At 68.2% G+C, this 17,163-nt stretch carries 13 protein-coding genes; 6 read left to right on the top strand and 7 right to left on the bottom strand.

The window, feature by feature from the left end; all coding sequences use genetic code 11:
- Positions 1-71 precede the first annotated feature (71 nt).
- Genes AC3A6P_RS22560 through rfbA form a run of 4 tightly spaced genes read left to right on the top strand, consistent with a single transcriptional unit; the run spans position 72 to position 3,395 of the window.
- Positions 72-1,397: a UDP-glucose dehydrogenase family protein gene (locus AC3A6P_RS22560; protein ID WP_487694035.1), complete on the top strand. Its 1,326-nt coding sequence runs from the start codon at positions 72-74 to the stop codon at positions 1,395-1,397.
- Positions 1,398-1,402: 5 nt separating this feature from the next.
- Complete coding sequence (locus tag AC3A6P_RS22565; protein ID WP_487694037.1) at positions 1,403-2,140, top strand: maleylpyruvate isomerase family mycothiol-dependent enzyme; 738 nt, start codon at positions 1,403-1,405, stop codon at positions 2,138-2,140.
- 44 nt (positions 2,141-2,184) lie between these two features.
- A complete protein-coding gene (locus tag AC3A6P_RS22570; RefSeq protein WP_487694039.1) occupies positions 2,185-2,526 on the top strand; it encodes a nuclear transport factor 2 family protein in 342 nt (113 codons plus the stop codon).
- Positions 2,526-3,395, top strand: coding sequence for a glucose-1-phosphate thymidylyltransferase RfbA (gene rfbA / locus AC3A6P_RS22575; protein ID WP_487694041.1), 870 nt, complete (start codon positions 2,526-2,528; stop codon positions 3,393-3,395). The genes AC3A6P_RS22570 and rfbA overlap by 1 nt, the downstream gene beginning before the upstream one ends.
- On the opposite strand, the gene AC3A6P_RS22580 is transcribed toward rfbA, so the two are convergent.
- The 3 genes from AC3A6P_RS22580 to AC3A6P_RS22590 form a co-directional block, all read right to left on the bottom strand.
- Positions 3,343-4,602 (bottom strand): YibE/F family protein, encoded by a 1,260-nt coding sequence (locus tag AC3A6P_RS22580; protein ID WP_487694042.1) that lies wholly within the window; start codon positions 4,600-4,602, stop codon positions 3,343-3,345. The two genes, rfbA and AC3A6P_RS22580, sit on opposite strands and share 53 nt — an antisense overlap.
- Complete coding sequence (locus tag AC3A6P_RS22585; protein WP_487694043.1) at positions 4,602-5,696, bottom strand: lipase family protein; 1,095 nt, start codon at positions 5,694-5,696, stop codon at positions 4,602-4,604. Before AC3A6P_RS22585 ends, AC3A6P_RS22580 begins: the two co-directional genes overlap by 1 nt.
- Positions 5,697-5,780: 84 nt before the next feature.
- Positions 5,781-7,106 carry a pyridoxal phosphate-dependent aminotransferase gene (locus AC3A6P_RS22590; RefSeq protein ID WP_487694184.1) on the bottom strand — a complete coding sequence of 442 codons (1,326 nt, stop codon included), beginning with the start codon at positions 7,104-7,106 and terminating at the stop codon, positions 5,781-5,783.
- A gap of 51 nt (positions 7,107-7,157) precedes the next feature.
- Here AC3A6P_RS22590 and AC3A6P_RS22595 point away from each other — a divergent pair, with 51 nt between their 5' ends.
- Positions 7,158-7,571: a hypothetical protein gene (locus AC3A6P_RS22595; protein ID WP_487694044.1), complete on the top strand. Its 414-nt coding sequence runs from the start codon at positions 7,158-7,160 to the stop codon at positions 7,569-7,571.
- Here AC3A6P_RS22595 and AC3A6P_RS22600 read toward each other — a convergent pair.
- The 4 genes from AC3A6P_RS22600 to AC3A6P_RS22615 form a co-directional block, all read right to left on the bottom strand.
- The gene (locus AC3A6P_RS22600; RefSeq protein WP_487694045.1) at positions 7,568-8,527 is read right to left on the bottom strand and encodes a nucleoside hydrolase; all 960 of its coding nucleotides are present in this window, start codon (positions 8,525-8,527) and stop codon (positions 7,568-7,570) included. The two genes, AC3A6P_RS22595 and AC3A6P_RS22600, sit on opposite strands and share 4 nt — an antisense overlap.
- Positions 8,528-8,597: 70 nt before the next feature.
- Positions 8,598-11,846 carry a (Fe-S)-binding protein gene (locus tag AC3A6P_RS22605; protein ID WP_487694047.1) on the bottom strand — a complete coding sequence of 1,083 codons (3,249 nt, stop codon included), beginning with the start codon at positions 11,844-11,846 and terminating at the stop codon, positions 8,598-8,600.
- A gap of 148 nt (positions 11,847-11,994) precedes the next feature.
- Positions 11,995-14,430 (bottom strand): isoniazid response ATPase/transcriptional regulator IniR, encoded by a 2,436-nt coding sequence (gene iniR, locus AC3A6P_RS22610; RefSeq protein WP_487694185.1) that lies wholly within the window; start codon positions 14,428-14,430, stop codon positions 11,995-11,997.
- A gap of 2 nt (positions 14,431-14,432) precedes the next feature.
- Positions 14,433-16,319: an Hsp70 family protein gene (locus AC3A6P_RS22615; protein ID WP_487694048.1), complete on the bottom strand. Its 1,887-nt coding sequence runs from the start codon at positions 16,317-16,319 to the stop codon at positions 14,433-14,435.
- Positions 16,320-16,544: 225 nt separating this feature from the next.
- On the opposite strand from AC3A6P_RS22615, the gene AC3A6P_RS22620 reads away from it, so the two are divergent.
- Positions 16,545-17,057: an Rv0340 family IniB-related protein gene (locus tag AC3A6P_RS22620; protein ID WP_487694049.1), complete on the top strand. Its 513-nt coding sequence runs from the start codon at positions 16,545-16,547 to the stop codon at positions 17,055-17,057.
- Positions 17,058-17,163 lie beyond the last annotated feature (106 nt).

The raw sequence follows: 17,163 nt of genomic DNA on the forward strand, positions 1-17,163 counted from the left end.
GTCACGTCCTGTTCGTGCTCTGCTCAGAGTCGCGACGCGGTTAGGTCACCCGCGCCGGGGTAAATGCTGGTATGCGTTGCACTGTCATCGGCACCGGCTACCTCGGCGCGACCCACGCCGCGGGCATGGCCGAACTGGGTCACGACGTGCTGGGGGTGGACGTCGACCCGGGCAAGATCGCCAAACTGGCCGCCGGTGAGGTTCCGTTCTACGAACCCGGGCTGGGAAAGATGTTGCGCGACAACATCAACGCCGGGCGGTTGCGGTTCACCACGGATTACGACGAGGCGGCGGCGTTTGCCGATCTGCACTTCCTCGGTGTCGGCACGCCGCAGAAGAAGGGTGAGTACGGCGCCGACCTGCGGCACGTGTACTCCGTGGTGGACGAACTGGTGCCACGGCTGATCCGCTCGGCGGTGATCGCCGGCAAGTCCACCGTGCCGGTGGGCACCGCGGCCGAGCTGGCGCAGCGGGCAAAGGCGCTGGCACCCAACGATATCGACGTCGAGATCGCATGGAACCCGGAGTTCCTGCGGGAAGGTCACGCCGTGACCGACACGCTGGCGCCCGACCGGATCGTGCTCGGAGTGCAGGCGGGGTCGGTGCGGGCCGAGGCGGCACTGCGCGAACTGTACGCACCGATCCTCGCCAACGGTGTGCCGTTCCTGGTGTCCGACCTGCAGACCGCCGAACTGGTCAAGGTCGCCGCCAACGCCTTCCTGGCCACCAAGATCTCGTTCATCAACGCGATGTCGGAAGTCTGTGAAGCCGCCGACGCCGACGTCACCGTCCTGGCTGACGCGTTGGGTTACGACGAGCGCATCGGGCGCCGATTCCTGAACGCGGGCTTGGGTTTCGGCGGCGGCTGCCTTCCGAAAGACATCCGGGCTTTCATGGCACGCGCCGGCGAACTCGGCGCCAACCAGGCGCTGACGTTCCTGCGTGAGGTCGACAGCATCAACATGCGCCGGCGCACCCGGGTGGTGGAACTGGCCACCGCCGCATGCGGAGGCTCGTTGTTGGGCGCCAACATCGCGGTGCTGGGTGCGGCGTTCAAACCGGAATCCGATGACGTGCGCGACTCACCCGCCCTCAACGTCGCCGGCATGCTGCAATTGCACGGCGCGACGGTGAACGTGTACGACCCTCAAGCCGTGGACAACTCGCGCAAGCTGTTTCCCACACTCAATTACGCGACGTCGGTGCTGGAGGCCTGCGATCGCGCCGATGCGGTGCTGGTCCTCACGGAGTGGCAGGAGTTCGTGGACCTGGACCCGGCGACGCTGGCCGGCACCACTCGGGCCAAGGTGGTGGTCGATGCGCGCAACTGCCTGGACATCTCCCGGTGGAGTGCCGCCGGTTGGCAGGTGCACTGCCTGGGTAGGCGCGTAGCCTGACCTGCGTGGACTTCGCTGCGGAATTCCTGGCCGAGACGGAAGCTTTCGGAGCGGTGGTTGCGGCGGGTGACCCCGCCACCGACGTGCCGACCTGCCCCGGGTGGACGCTGCAGCAGCTGTTTCGCCACGTGGGCCGCGGAAACCGGTGGGCCGCCCAGATGGTGCTCGACGGTGCCACCGAGGGACTGGACCCGCGCGCGGTTCCCGACGGCAAGCCGCCGGAGGGGCAGGAAACCGCCTGGTTGCATGAGGGCGCACGCAAGCTGGTCGACGCGGTGAACCGCGACGGTGAAGCGCCGGTGTGGACGTTCATCGGGTCCCGGCCTGCGGCCTGGTGGACCCGCCGACGCCTGCACGAGGTGCTGGTGCACCGTGCCGATGCGGCGCTGGCGCTGCGACGGCCTTTCCAGGTGGCGCCCGCGCTGGCCGCCGACGCCATAGGCGAATGGCTCGACATCGTGGTGCACACCGAGCAGGCGAAGACCGCACTGCGCGACGGAGACTCGATCCACCTGCACGCCACCGACGACGGGCTGGGCGACGACGGCGAGTGGACGCTGACCCGGCGGGGAGACGTGGTGTCGTGGAGGTTCGAGCACGGTAAGGGCAGCGTCGCGCTGCGCGGCACCGCCACCGACCTGCTGCTGGCGTTGACCAGGCGACGTCCCCGCCAGGAATCGGCCATCCTGACCTTCGGCGACGAGACGGTGTGGCAGTCCTGGGTGGACCACGTCGCTTTCTGAACCGCGTGGCCTTCTGACCCGCCGCCGAAGGTAGGTTGCACATCATGAGCACATCCGAGATCGCCACCGTCCTCGCCTGGCACGACGCCCTCAACGCCAAAGACCTCAGCACTCTGGTCGACCTGTCCAGCGACGATATCGAGATCGGTGACGCGCACGGTGCCGCCCAGGGGCTGGAGGCGCTGCAGGAGTGGGCGCAGGGGTTCTCGCAGAACGTCACCGTGGGTCGCCTCTACGTCCGCGACGGCGTGGTGGTTGCCGAGCAGAGCACGGGTGCCTCGGCGTTCCGGGTGGTGCACGACCAGGTGACGTCGGTGTTCCGGCATCCCGACCTGGCGTCGGCCCTGAAGGCCACCGACCTGACCGAGGACGACCTGGACGCCTGATGCGCGGCATCATCCTCGCCGGAGGATCCGGCACGCGGCTGTACCCGATCACCCTGGGTGCCAGTAAGCAGCTGCTGCCGGTGTACGACAAGCCGCTGATCTACTACCCGCTGTCCACCCTGATGATGGCCGGGATCCGCGACATCCTGGTGATCACCACCAGCGAGGATGCGCCGGCCTTCCAGCGGTTGCTCGGCGACGGCTCGGCGTTCGGGATCAGCCTGACCTACGCCGTGCAGGACAAGCCCGACGGGTTGGCGCAGGCGTTTGTCATCGGCGCGGAGCACATCGGCACCGAGTCGGTGGCATTGGCGTTGGGCGACAACATCTTCTACGGCCCCGGCCTGGGCACCAGCCTGAGCCGGTTCTCCCGTGTGGACGGCGGCGCCATCTTCGCCTACTGGGTGGCCGACCCGTCGGCGTACGGAGTCGTGGAGTTCAGCGCCGACGGTGTGGCCCTCTCGCTCGAGGAAAAGCCCGCCACCCCGAAGTCCCACTATGCCGTGCCGGGGCTGTACTTCTACGGCAACGACGTCGTCGACATCGCCCGGGGCCTGAAGCCCTCAGCCCGAGGCGAATACGAGATCACCGAGATCAACCAGCACTACCTGAACCAGGGCCGGCTGACCGTCGAGGTGCTGGCCCGCGGCACCGCCTGGCTGGACACCGGCACCTTCGATTCCCTGTTGGACGCCAGTGATTACGTGCGCACCATCGAACGCAGGCAGGGCCTGAAGATCTCCATCCCCGAAGAGGTGGCGTGGCGCATGGGCTTCATCGACGACCAGCACCTGGCCCAGCGGGCCGAGACGCTGGTCAAGTCCGGCTATGGCGGTTACCTGCTGGAGCTGCTGGGGCGCCAGGGGTAGCCAGCACCGCGGCGATGGCCGTGGTCAGTGGCACCGACAGCGCCAGAGCGATACCGCCCACCGCCGAGCGGGCGATCTCGATGGCCACGCTCTCACTGGTCAGCACGTCCGACAAGGACCGGCCCGCAACGCTGAACAACAGCAGCAGCGGCAGTGAACTGCCGGCGTACGCCAGCACCAGGGTGTAGACGGTACTGGCGATGTGGTCGCGGCCCACCCGCATGGCGCCCACGAAAACGGCGCGCCGCGAGGTGTTCTCGATAGCAGCCAATTCGAAGGCGGTCGAGGCCTGGGTGACGGTGACGTCGTTGAGCACACCCAGGGAACCGATGATGAACCCGGCCAGCAGCAGCCCGGTGATCGACACGTGGCCCAGGTAGGCGGCCACCTCGTTGTTCTGGTCCTCCGACAGCCCGGTGAGCTGGGCCAGTTCGATTGCCGCCCAACTCAACACCGCGGCCATCAGCAGCGACGTCAGGGTGCCCAGCAGCGCCGCCGATGTCCGCAGGCTCACCCCGTGCGCCAGATAGATGACCGCGTAGAGGATCGCCGCCGAGGCCACCAACGACACCGGCACCGCGGGAGCGCCGTCCCGCAGGGCGGGTAACAGGAACACCACCAGAACGGCGAAGGCGACCACGATGCCGATCAGCGCGCGCAGGCCGCGCCAGCGGGCCACGGCGACGACGATCACGGCGAAGGCCAGCGCCAGTCCCGCCAACGGCCAGGTGCGCTCGTAATCGAAGAAGGCGTACGTCGTCGCACCCTGTTGGTCGACAGCGCGGATGATCCGGATGTCTTCGCCCGCAGACAGATTGGGCTGGCCTGGGGTGAGGGTGAACTCCAGGACGGTGGTGGCGCCGGCATTGGGACCGGAATCGATGGCCACCACCGACTGCACGCATTCACCGGCATCCGGCAGGCCGGGCAACGGGGCCGATGTCAACACCTGACCGGCTGACGGGCTGCCACAGTTGCCGAGCGCCGTCGACACCACCTGGCCGGCCTCGGTGGTGACGGCCCCGCCCGTGGCGTCCTGGAACGGCAGCGGGATGTCCACCTTCTGCTGGCTGGGCCACAGCACCACCGCACCCGCCACCACCGCCACCCCGATGACGATGAGCAGACCCACCACGATGCGGGCTGCCAGCGGTCCCAGGGGAGCGGGCCCGCTCGAGGAATGCGAGTGCGAATGACCGTGCGCCATCAGCAGTTGGAGGGGGCGGGCTCGCCGGCGAATCGGGCGGCGATCCAGTTGGTCATGGGCTCACCGGGATTCAGATCATGGCCGCCGTCGTCGATACGGGTGGCCTCGATGGTGTCGCCGAGATCGCAGGCGCGCCGCACGGCCGCCTCGGTCCACTCCGGCAGCACCAGCTTGTCGACGCCGCCGTAGTACACCGCGATCGGCACCGGTGTCGGCAACTGCGGCAGTGCGTAGGACGCCAACCGGTCGGTCAGACGGCTGATCGCTTCGGGGGACGCCTCTTTGGGTTCCACCTTGCCCGGTGCGCACGTCGTCGTCTCATCGGAGCCCTCGGGCAGGTAGTCCGAGGGGATGATCGCGGGATCGACGGCAGCCAGCCCCGCGACGACCAACGGGAACACCGCCTTCTGGTCATCGGTCAGGGTGGTGGGGTCACCCAACTGGCTGACGTCCAGCGCGGGCACAACAGCAGCGGCACCCAGGAGTTGGAGTCCGTCACCGTAGGCCTTGGCGTACTCGGCGGTGGCGAACGCCGCCTGTCCGCCCTGCGAGTTGCCCACCGCGACCCAGCGGTCGGACAGTGCGGAATCGACCGTGCGCGCCGCGCGCACGGCGTCGATCACGTTGAAAGCAGCGGACTTCGGCTCCAGGTAGGGGTGCACCTGTTTGGGTTCGGACCCGATGTCACCGAGACCCACGTAGTCGGTGTACGCCACCGCGTAGCCCTGGTCCAGGATGCCGGCGACGAAGCTGATGCTGCCGGCGAGTTCCTTGTCGCCGGTGGGACCGCACCCCACCGACACTCCCGAGGTGAAGTGCGCGTAGCTGACCACCGGCCAGCCGCCGGCGGGCGCGTCTCCCGGGGGCACGAAGAACGCCCCGCTGACCACGGTCGGTGCGCCGGTGATCCCCGATGTCGAGCGGTAGACCATGGTGGTGGCCGACGAACCCTGCGGCAGCGCGGACATGTCGAACGGCGTTTCGTCGGAGGAGGTGATCACCTGGCCGCGTGCCTGCCAGTCCTGCGGGGCGATGGCCGGCATCTCCCGGCTGTAGGCGATGGGTTCCTGAGCCCGCTCGATCGGCGCAGTCACCGACGGAGAAGCGGATCCGCTGCACCCAGCAGCCACGAGAACAGTTAGCAGGATTGCCGGGATGGCCCGGAAACGACAGCGCACCTATTGACGGTAGCTCGCCAGGAAGTTGCCCAAACGTTCGATTGCGTTGGCCAGGTCACGCGACCACGGCAGCGTCACGATCCTGAGGTGATCTGGCGCGGGCCAGTTGAAACCAGTGCCCTGCGTCACAAGGATCTTCTCCTGCAGCAGCAGGTCGAGGACCAACTGCTCGTCGTCTTCGATGTCGTAGACCTCGGGGTCCAGTCGCGGGAACGCGTACAGCGCACCCGCCGGTTTGACGCACGAGACGCCGGGGATCTCGTTGAGCTTGTTCCACGCCACATCACGCTGCTCGAGCAGCCGCCCGCCGGGCAACACCAGATCATCGATGCTCTGATGTCCACCGAGGGCCACCTGAATGGCATGTTGCGCAGGCACATTGGGGCACAGGCGCATGTTGGCCAGCAGGCTGATGCCCTCGATGAAGCTGCTCGCGTGTTCCTTGGGGCCGGTGATGACCAGCCAGCCGGAGCGGTACCCGGCCACCCGGTAGGCCTTCGACAGGCCGTTGAACGTCAGCGTGAGCACGTCGGGGGCCAATGTGGCCAGACTGATGTGCTTGGAGTCGTCGTAGAGGATCTTGTCGTAGATCTCGTCGGCCAGCAGCAGCAGCTGATGTTTGCGGGCCAACTCGACCATCTGCTCGAGGACCTCGCGGGTGTACACCGCGCCGGTGGGGTTGTTCGGGTTGATCACCACCAGCGCCTTGGTGCGATCGGTGATCTTGGATTCCAGGTCGGCGATATCGGGCTGCCAGCCCTGGGTCTCGTCGCACAGGTAGTGCACCGGGGTGCCGCCGGCCAGGGCGGTCGACGCGGTCCACAGTGGGTAATCGGGCGCCGGGATGAGCACCTGGTCGCCGTTGTCGAGCAGCGCCTGCAACGTCATGGTGATCAGCTCGGAGACACCGTTGCCGAGGTAGACATCGTCGACATCGAACTTCGGGAAGCCGTCCACCAGCTCGTAGCGGGTGAACACCGCGCGGCGGGCGCTCATGATGCCCTTGGAGTCGGAGTACCCCTGGGCGTACGGGAGTGCCTGGATGATGTCGCGCATGATCACGTCAGGCGCTTCGAAACCGAACGGCGCGGGGTTGCCGATGTTGAGCTTGAGAATCCGGTGGCCCTCGTTCTCCAGCCGGGTAGCGTGCTCGTGGATCGGCCCGCGGATCTCGTAGAGGACATCCTGCAGCTTGGTCGACTGGGTGAAGACTCGCTGCCGGTGCCCCTGGCCGGTCGATTGCCAAGGCAGCTGGTGGGTGCTCACGGGAACCAGTGTCCCACGGCTGTCGACGCCTTTTTCCCGACACGATCGCGCGGCTCCCAGGATTTGCACAGCCAGGGTTGTTAACTCGCTTCGAAACACGGGAGGCGGGACATGAAGCTGACAGCGGGATACGGGCTGGCATCGGTGGTTGCTACGACGGCGGTTGCGGTGGGCCTGGCCGCCCCGGCTGCGGCCGAGCCGCCGTCGTTCAACGGAACCTACGCCGGCGGTGACGCCGAGAACGTCTGGACCGTCACCACCAGCTGTCCCACGGAGGGATGCACGGGAACGGTGGCCAGCAACCAGGGCTGGCAGGTGCCGGCCAAGATGGTGCACGGCCTGTGGCAGTTCATCATCACCAAGCCGGATGGCGCGATCTGCAGCGACGGAAGCTATGCGCCCGCCTACATCGAACTCGAGGTCGACCCTGCGACCCTCAACGGCCTCATCACCCTGGACGACAACTACAGCTGCCCCGGCGGCACCGTCACCCAGACGCCGTTCACGCTGACCAAGGTGGGTTAGCCGAAGTCCGCCGCCAGGTTCGTGAGTTGCGCCCACTTCGCTTGGAACTGTTGAGGATTCAGCACGGTCTCGACGTGCGCGCCGACGGGCCGGAACAGCTCGGGCGCCAGCAGTGCCAGCGCGGTCGACTGATCCCAGAACATCGAGCGCCCGCCATACCCCGACTGTTCCCAGGTGTCGATGGCCCAGGTGCCCGACTCGTGCAGCAGGATCTGCTTGAGGGTGTTGGGTAACCCGGTCTCGCCGAGGGAGCGCGCCATCGCCAAGGTGGGGCCGTACACCGTGCCGCTGCACCCCGCTTTGTTGGGGGTGAGATCGCAGCCGGTTCTCGGGACGTCGACGAACGTGTGGTCCAGGCCCGGCAGCTGCTGGTGAAACGCCTCCTCGCAAGACGGCCGGTCATAGACGCAGTTGAAGGATTCGCCGGCTTCGAGCTCCAGGTCACCCTCCAACGGCCTGCCCGTGATGACCACCCGGCCCAGCTTCGGGCGGATCGCTGGGCTGTAGTTCACGAAGGAGGTGAAGGCGCCGAGTATCAACACGTCCACCGTGGCGCAGCCGGCCACCGCGTCGGCCACCTGTTGTGCGTAGTCAGGCCGGGCGGGGGTGGGCGGCAGCGCGGCCGGCAGGAAGTTGTTCAGCCGGTTCATGATTGCCCGGTAGACGAGCACGTAGTCACCGAATGTCTGGGCGATGTCCGCTTCCGCGCGGTTGATCCCGGCGCCGACGATCACCGGAATGGTGCGCTGCCCGGGTTCGGCGATCAGCCGGTTGACGGCGGATGCTCCGAGCGCCGGCAGCGTGTACCCCTCCGTGGTCACGATCGCGGCGACGTGGCGTGCCCCGATGACCGTCGGGATGGACATCATGTCGTCGATGTCGAAATCGGTGTCGATCACCACGCACGCGTCGGGTGCCGCGCCGGCGGGTGCCGCGACGCCGAGGGCGACAAACACCGCCGAGACTGCACACAGTGCGAGATTTCGGCGGAATCCACGCACAGTGTGCAGTCTCGGCGTTCGTCTTCTAGCGCTTGCCGGGGCGGCGGGCACCCTTGGCGATCCCGAGGCCCTTCACCGGTGGCTCGTCACCGACGACGCGTGCTTCACCGTTGCCGTTGGATGACGGTGCGTCCGGCTCGGGGGCGGGCGCCGGCTCGGGCTCCGCTTCGGGCTCGGGGGCGGGCTCAGGGGCGGGCGCAGGCGCCGCCTTCGGCGCTGCCGGAGCCTTCTTGGCGCCGGGGCGACGGGCGCCCGGTGCGATACCGAGGCCCTTGACCGGCGGTTCCGGCTTGGCGGTCTCCAGGCCCAGATCGGAGTCGGCCGTGTCGGCGTCCTCGGTGCCTGCCTTGGCTTGATCCGGGTCGACGTTGGCCGGCTGCACCACCGTCTCCGCGCCTTCGTTCGGCGATGCCTTGGCGGGGGCGGCCTTCTTGGCGCCGGGGCGACGAGCGCCGGCGGCGATCCCCAGACCCTTCACCGGCGGCTCGGCTTTCGGGGCCGCTTCAGCCGGAGCCTCGGTTGTGGCTTCAGGGGCCTTGGCGGCGGCGGGTGCAGCCTTCTTGGCGCCGGGGCGTTTGGCTCCGCCGGCGATGCCGAGGCCCTTGACGGGTGCTTCGGCTTTCGGTGCCTCGGTTTTCGGTGCCTCGGCCTTGGGGGTCTCGGAGGCCGGTGTGGCCGCGGCTTTCTTGGCGCCGGGACGTTTGGCTCCGCCGGCGATGCCGAGGCCTTTGACGGGTGCCTCGGTCTTGGCTTCCTCGGCGGGGGCGGATGCGGCGGCCGGTGTGGCCGCGGCTTTCTTGGCGCCGGGGCGTTTGGCTGCGCCGGCGATGCCGAGGCCCTTGACCGGCGCCTGCGTCTTCGCCTCGGCCGGAGCGGCTTCGGGCTCGGCCTCGATGTCCTCGGCCTCGATGTCCTCGGCCTCGATGTCCTCGGCCTCGACCTCGGCGGGCGCTTCCTCGGCTTCGGCCTCGGTCTCCGCCTTCTGGGCGGCACGCTTCTCTGCTTCCTCGGCGGCGGTGCCCTTGGCGGGCAGCGTCACCGAGCTCAGGTCCAGCGAGCCCAGCAGCAGCTGAGCCACGTCGAGCACCTCGACCTTCTCGACGTCCCGGGTCGCGGCGACGTCGTCCACGCCGTCGGTCATCATGACGCGGCAGAACGGGCAACCCGTCGCGATCTTGGAGGCGCCGGTGTCCATGGCCTCTTCGGTGCGCTCGACGTTCACGCGCTTGCCGATGTGCTCTTCCATCCACATCCGCGCGCCGCCGGCGCCGCAGCACAGGCCGCGGTCGGCGTGCCGGGGCATTTCCTTGAGCGTGGCGCCGGACGCGCCGACCAGGTCACGCGGAGCCTCGTAGACCTTGTTGTGCCGGCCCAGGTAGCAGGGATCGTGGTAGGTGATGTCTTGGCTCACCGAGTTCACCGGCACCAGCAACTTGTCCCGGACCAGCCGGTTCAGCAGCTGAGTGTGGTGCAGCACCGTGTAGTTGGCACCCACCTGGGAGTACTCGCGGCCCAGGGTGTTGAAGCAGTGCGGGCAGGTGACCACGATCTTGCGGTCGACGGTCTCGACCCCCTCGAACAGGTCGTTGATGGTCTCGATGTTCTGCGCGGCGAGCTGCTGGAACAGGAACTCGTTGCCCGAGCGCCGCGCCGAGTCGCCGGTGCAGGTCTCGCCGTCGCCCAGCACCAGGAACTTCACCCCGGCCACCGCCAGCAGCTCGGCGACGGCCTTCGTGGTCTTCTTGGCGCGGTCTTCGTAGGCGCCGGCGCAGCCGACCCAGAACAGATACTCGTATCCGTCGAAGCTGTCGACGTCCTTGCCGTAAACCGGGATGTCGAAGTCGACCTCGTCGATCCAGTTCAGCCGGTCCTTGGCGTTCTGACCCCAGGGGTTGCCCTTGTTCTCGAGGTTCTTGAACAACACACCGAGCTCGGAGGGGAACTCCGACTCCATCAGCACCTGGTAGCGGCGCATGTCGACGATGTGGTCGATGTGCTCGATGTCGACGGGGCACTGCTCGACGCAGGCGCCGCAGGTGGTGCAGCTCCACAGCACGTCGGGGTCGATGACGCCGCCCTGCTCGAGGGTGCCAACCAACGGGCGGGTGGCCTGGTCGGGTCCCGAGCCCATGATGCGCTCGAACCCGGACTCGGGCACGTGCTCGTGCGAATGCTCCTCGGAGTGCTTCTCGCCGCGGATCTCCTCGCCGAGACCACCCTCAGGGGTGTTCTCCAGCGGGGTTTCCTTGTCGCCCAGGATGTAGGGCGCCTTCGCGAAGAGGTGATCGCGCAGGTTCATGATGACGAGCTTCGGCGACAATGGCTTGCCGGTGTTCCACGCCGGGCACTGTGACTGGCAGCGGCCGCACTCGGTACAGGTGGTGAAGTCGAGGTAGCCCTTCCAGCTGAAGTCCTCGATCTTGCCGCGGCCCAGCACAGCATCCTCGGCGGGATCCTCGAAGTCGATCAGTTCGCCCTTGTGCTCCATGGGCAGCAGCGGGCCCAGGCCGTCGGGCAGCCGCTTGAACGTGACGTTGATGGGCGCCAGACCGATGTGCAGGTGCTTGGAGTGCAGCACGATCAACAGGAAGACCAGCATGACGCCGATGTGGGCGAGCAGTGCGACCGTCTCGATGATGTGGTTGGCGCTGTGTCCCAGCGGCTCCAGGACGATCGCCAGACCGTGGGAGAGGAACGCGCCCCAGCCGTACGGGAAGGCCTCGCCGAGGTTGTTGACGGCCGCGGCGCGGAAGATCGCGTAGGTCAAGATGACCAGGAAGATCATGAACAGGATCAGCCATGCGCCGCCGGTGTGCGAGCCGTAGAAGCGCGAGTCGCGGCCGTGCTCCTTGGGCTCGGACCGCAGTCGGATGATCGAGAAGACGATGATGCCGAGCAGTACGGCCAGGGCGAAGAAGTCTTGTAGGAAGCCCAGGGCGTCCCACCGGCCGATGAGCGGGATGTGGAACTCGGGATTGAACAGCACGCCGTAGGCCTCGAGGTACACCGAGGCGAGGATGAAGAAGCCCCACATGGTGAAGAAGTGGGCGATGCCGGGCAGGTTCCACTTGAGCAATTTCGCCTGACCGAGGACTTCAGTGAACTGCGCTTTGATCCGGTCGGGGACGTCGTCTTTGCGTCCGGCAGCATCGCTGATGGGCTGTCCGGAGCGAATCAAGTTAACGAGCCAGAGCACTCGCTTGACGGCGAGGCCGGCCACAACGGCCGTTCCGAGCAGGCCTATTGCCAGCCTGACCCATTCCAACGTGCCCACAAGTGCCTCCCCAATCGAAGTTACTCAACAGTAACTTATTGGATGTTACCGGTCGGTAACTTAAGCGCGATCCAGCTCATAGTTACATCCCGGCGCAAATGTCCGCTACGGAGGCTTACCTAACTTGGCGCTAAATGTGGTACGCGTCTCACCTCTGGGGTGAAAGCAGCGCACGCAACATCGACAACATCTCCGACCGTGACTCGGCGCCGAGGCGTCGACGGATCCGGGCGACGTGGTGTTCGACCGTCTTGGCGGAGATGAACAACTGGGCGCCGATGTCCCGATACGGCATCCCGAGGATCAGGAGTTCGGCGACTTCGCGTTCCCGGTCCGACAACGGGGAACCGGTAGGTGTCGCGGGTCCGCCGGGCGTCGATGCGGTCACCGGGGATTCCGTCGCCGGCAGGTCCGCACCGCCTGAGGTCATCTTCAGATCACGCGCGATCTGCAGCATCGCGCCGGAGACCCGGGGATCCGGGGCTTGCAGCGCCGCCTGGCCGGCCAGCCGTGTCGCATCCCAGGTCAGTCCGAACTGGGCGAGCCCACGAGCGGCGGCGGTGACCTCGTCGACGTCGACCTGCCGAGCGAGCACACGCAGCCATGACCTCCCGGCCACGGCCAGTGCGCGGGCGAAGTCGCTGGTGGCGCCGGCTGCGGTCAGCGCCTGCCCGTGCGGGGCCAGCGACTCGGGTGCATTGGCCAGAATCGCGGCGTGCACACCGGCCCAGTGCAGGGGCAGGGACCACGCGCCGGGATTACCGAGGGAGGCCAGGATGCTGAATGCCTGCTCGATCGGATGGGTGAGCCGGTCCATCTGCCGTAGCCGCGCGGCGGCCACCCACAACTCGCCCAGCGGCAGCAGCGAGTACAGGTCGACCGAGTACTCGGTCACCACATCCATGGCCGCTGACCAGTGGGTGAGCAGCGCACCGGCGTCACCGCTGCGGCGCGCCAGGCCGGTGCGCAGCGCTGCGGCCCACAGCGCGTCGCGCCGGTGCAGACCGGAGGAGGGAATACCGCTGACCTCGGCGGCCGCCCCGGCCAGTTGACCGTCCTGCATCTTGACCCACGCCGACAGCAGGTGCAGCCGGTGACTGAACATCACGGTTTCCGAGGTGCCGGCGGCCCTGGCCAGCACACTGCGAGCCCGTACCGCATCACCGGCATGCAAGGCCGCAAGGCTCACCAGTGCGGCCGGGCTGTCGGGAAGTGCTTCGGACGCGGCCTTCTCCGGGCCGATGGCTTGGCCGAATCGGGTGACCGCGGCCGGATAGGACTGTTCCACCGTGCTCAGCAGCCCCTCGGCCAGGCTGCGTGCGGCTCGCGCCGCGGCGGTGGGGGGACCGCTCGGGGCCGAAAGCGACTCGCGCGCCGCGACAGCCTGCCCGGCTCCCAGGAGAACGACGACGGCGCTGGCGCTCAGTACTGCGTCGTTCTGCGGCCCGATCCATCCGAACAGTTCGGCGGCGTGCGCGACGTCGCCGTCATGGGCGGCGACGGCCGCGGCGATGCGCACGGCAGATGCCCGTTCCTCAGCGCTCGGGGAGGCCAGCAGCTCATCGGTCAGCGCGGCGGCGCCGGCGCAGTCACCGGTGAGGGCCAGCGCGTCGGCCAGCGCGACGGTGGGCGCGTCGGCGCCCGCGGCGGTGGCAGCGCGCAGCAGCCGCGCGACGGTCTGCGGCCTGCCGCGGATGCGGGCGGCCTCGTCGCTGAGGACGGCGGTGAGCGCGGGGTCACGCACACCGTGTTCGGCAAGGCGCAGCGCCAACTCCGGGGCGAGGGCACCCATGTCGAGTTGTGAACGCAGCAAAGAGCTTTCGATCTCGTGGTGACGCGCGGTGCCGACGATCCGCGTGGTCGCACCGTGTACCGCCGACAGAAAAGCAGCTCCGTGCGCCGGACTCAACAATCCGGTGGCGTGTGCGCTCGCGACGAGTGCGTGCGCCTCCTCCAGCCCGAGACGCAGCGCCGCGGCGACATCCGTCGGCCCCAGATCCGGACTCAACGACGTGACCAGCAGCGCATCGAGAACCGGTTGCTCGGTGCGGCGCAGGCGTTCGGTGAGCACATTCTGTGTGACGGCGGCGGGATCCGTATCGGCCTCCAGTGCTGCGGCCACCAGAAACGGCAGCCCCGCGGTGGCTGACATGATCGAATCGACCCGGCCGGCAGGGGGATCCGACAACCGTGCGATGACCTCCGAGCGGGAGAGCGGACCGAGGACGATGCGCGGGTTCTCGCGCTCGAGAGCGGCCATCAACTCGCGCAGGGCGGCGTTGTGTTCCCTGGCCTCGGTCGCGACGATCACGGTGCTGTGCGGATCGGCCACCAGCGTGGCCAGAGAGTTCAGCTCGGCCGCGGACAGCACATGGGCGTCATCCACCAGAACCGCCGCGTCGCCGCCACCGGCGGGTGGGCGGCTGCGCACATCAATGCCATTGCTGCGCAGAGCATTTCGCAGCTCAGCCAGTGATGTGCTCTTTCCGGTGCCGATCCCGCCGGTGATGAGGAGCTTGACCGGCGAGTCGTGCACCGAGGAGAGCAGGGTCGACCACCGGCGGGTGCCCGCCGGGTCGGCCATGGTCATCCCGCATCCGGGAAGGTGGGGACCACCGGATCGTCGGGAACATCCGGCACGTCGGGTATCACGGGTTCATCGGGTGTTGTCGGCGGCGGCGAGAACGTGGTGGTCGGCGGCGGTTGCGTCGTGGTCGGCGGCGGTGTCGTCGTCGGAGGTGTCGTGGTGGTCCGCGTCGTCGTCGTGGTGGTGGGAGTGGTCGTCGTCGTGGTGGTCGTGGTGGTGGTCGTTGTTGTTGTCGTCGTGGTCGGCGACGTGGTGGTGGTGGTCGGCGGTGTGGTGGTGGTGCTCGGCGGCGGGGGAGGGGGCACCTCCGAGGTGGTGATCTGGCCGTTCTCGCCGGTGATCGTCACGGTTTCGGTGGTGAGTGGCGGCACTTCAGAGCTGGGGGCACCGGATTCGGTTGGCAGCGTGGTGGTTTCGGTGACCGGTCCGCTGTCGCTGCTGGTGCCCGTCAACGTCACGGCCAGGCCGCCCACTGCCAGCAGCGCCGCGGCGGCCGCGGCGCCGAACAACACCGGCGGGCGTTTGTACCAGGGCAGCGGCGGGGGTTCCATCACATAGGTCTCGTCGTCGCCGTGGTCGAAGTCCACGGCCGGACGCGCGCTGGTGGCGCCCTGCTGGGCATAGGTGTCGAATGTGTAGTCCTCGCCGGAATACGGCACCGGTTCGTCGCCCGGTGAATCGTCGTCGGACCAGGCCAGCGCCCGGAACGTCGCCGAAGGTGAACCGTCCGACGCGGATTCGGCTGCCGCCGCACCGGCCGCGCCCGCCGCCCACGCCGCGGGCGCAAGTCCCGTCGGCAGGTCGGCGGCATCGACCGAGGTCGCCATTCCGGTGGGCGCATCGGGGGAGGGGCCCTGGACCGCGAGCAGTCCGGCACCCACGGCCACCGTCGCAGCGGGATCCGGTGACGTGATGACAGGTACCCGCAGTTCCTCCGAGAGGCGCTGGGTGATCAGCGGGATCGCGGCGCCACCGCCGACGGTGGCTACCGCAGACAGCATCGCCGCAGGAATCCTGTTGCGCTCCAGTAGATCTCCGAGGGCGTCGAAGAAGCCGGCCAGCGGGTCGGCCAGCAGCGCCTCCAGCTCGCTCCGGGTGAAGCGCACATCGGTGGTGGTGCCGGGCAGCTGGACCGGAATCACCGTGGCGGTCTCGGCGGACAGCCGCTCCTTGGCCGACTTGCATTCACCACGCAGCCGCGTCAGAGCGCCCACCGCGGCCGTACCTGCTGTCTCAGCCGCGCCGGCGTCGGAGATGCCGGCCAGAACCTGGCTGAGGACGGCTTGATCGAGCTGGTCCCCCGAGAAGTCGGCATAGCGCACCACCTCACCGACGGGGAGCAGCCCGGCGCCGGCGTCGGCCAGGGCCAAAGTGGTTCCGCTGCCGCCGAAATCGCACAGCGCCACCACACCGCTTTCCGGCAACCCCTGCCCGGCTTTCAGGGCGGCCAGGGCGGCTGCGGCGTCGGGAACCAGATCGGGCGGGGCGCCGTCGGAGAACAGGCCGGTCTTGGCGCGCAACGCACCGCGCAGCGCCCCCACCGTGGCCGGGCCCCAGTGCGCGGGCACGGCGATGGCCACCCGATCCGGGGCGCCACTGCCGGCGACCGAGCGGGCCATGGCGTCGAGCGCTTCGGCGGTCAGTGCCTCGCCGCGGTGCGAGGAACCGTCCTGTGCCACCAGCGGCACAGGGTCCCCCACCCGCTCGACGAAACCCCACATCACCAGCCCGGGCTCGGTCAGATTCGGGTTCTCGCTGGGCAGGCCGACCTCAGGCGCGCGGTGTTCGAACAACGTGAGCACCGACCGGCGCACCACGGGGGGCTGCCCCGTACGAGTTGCCACCAGGTTCGTCGCCCCGATCGACAACCCCAACGAGTTGGTCATATCCCCTACCTAACTTCTGCGCGTGGTGCGGCCCTCACCTTAACCGCCGCGCCACGTCGAACCAGCTACGCCGGGCCGCGATCCCCCTACCGGAGTCAATCCCCTATTGGGGCACCCCCTAATGACGGACTCGGGGCGGTGGGTTGCGCACCGATTCGGCGGCTCTGCGGCGGCCATAGCATCGACAGCACTAGGGGACTCGTTGTTGACCAGGGGAGAGACGGAATGGCGAACGAACTGCTGGACTTCGTGATGGGGCTGGTCCGTGATCCGGACGCCGCCGCACGGTACGCCGCCGATCCTGCCCGGGCCATCGCCGACGCGCACTTGACGGACGTGACCAGTGCCGATGTCAACAACCTGATTCCCATGGTGTCGGATTCGCTCTCGATGGCCGCACCGACATTCGGAGCAGGCGTTGACGAGGTGATCGACAGCAACGTGTGGACCAGCGGCGCCGCGACGGCCGCGTTCGACGCGTTCGCACCGCTGGCGCCCGTCGACATACCCGACGCCGGCGGTGTCATCGACGTCGCCAGTGCGGTGTCAGCCGAGCCCGCATCCGTGGTGGCAGACCTGGAACCCACCGCCGACAGTTTCCTGGCCGACGAGTCGGTGCAGCTCAGCGAGGTGGACACCGATCCGTTCGGCACCGACCAGCCCGCCCCCTGGGAGCAGTCCACGATCGATCCCCAACCCCACGATCAGGGGCACCCCGCCTTCGACCTGTTCGATTAGGGGCTACAGCTCCACCCCCGGACCGCCGGCAATGCGACTGCGTTGCCGGCGGTCCTTTTTGTGCAGTTGAGGGCAATTCTCAGGGTTTCTGAGGCAAGCCCCTATC

The sequence above is a fragment of the Mycobacterium sp. Soil_C_30 genome, from assembly GCF_057656995.1.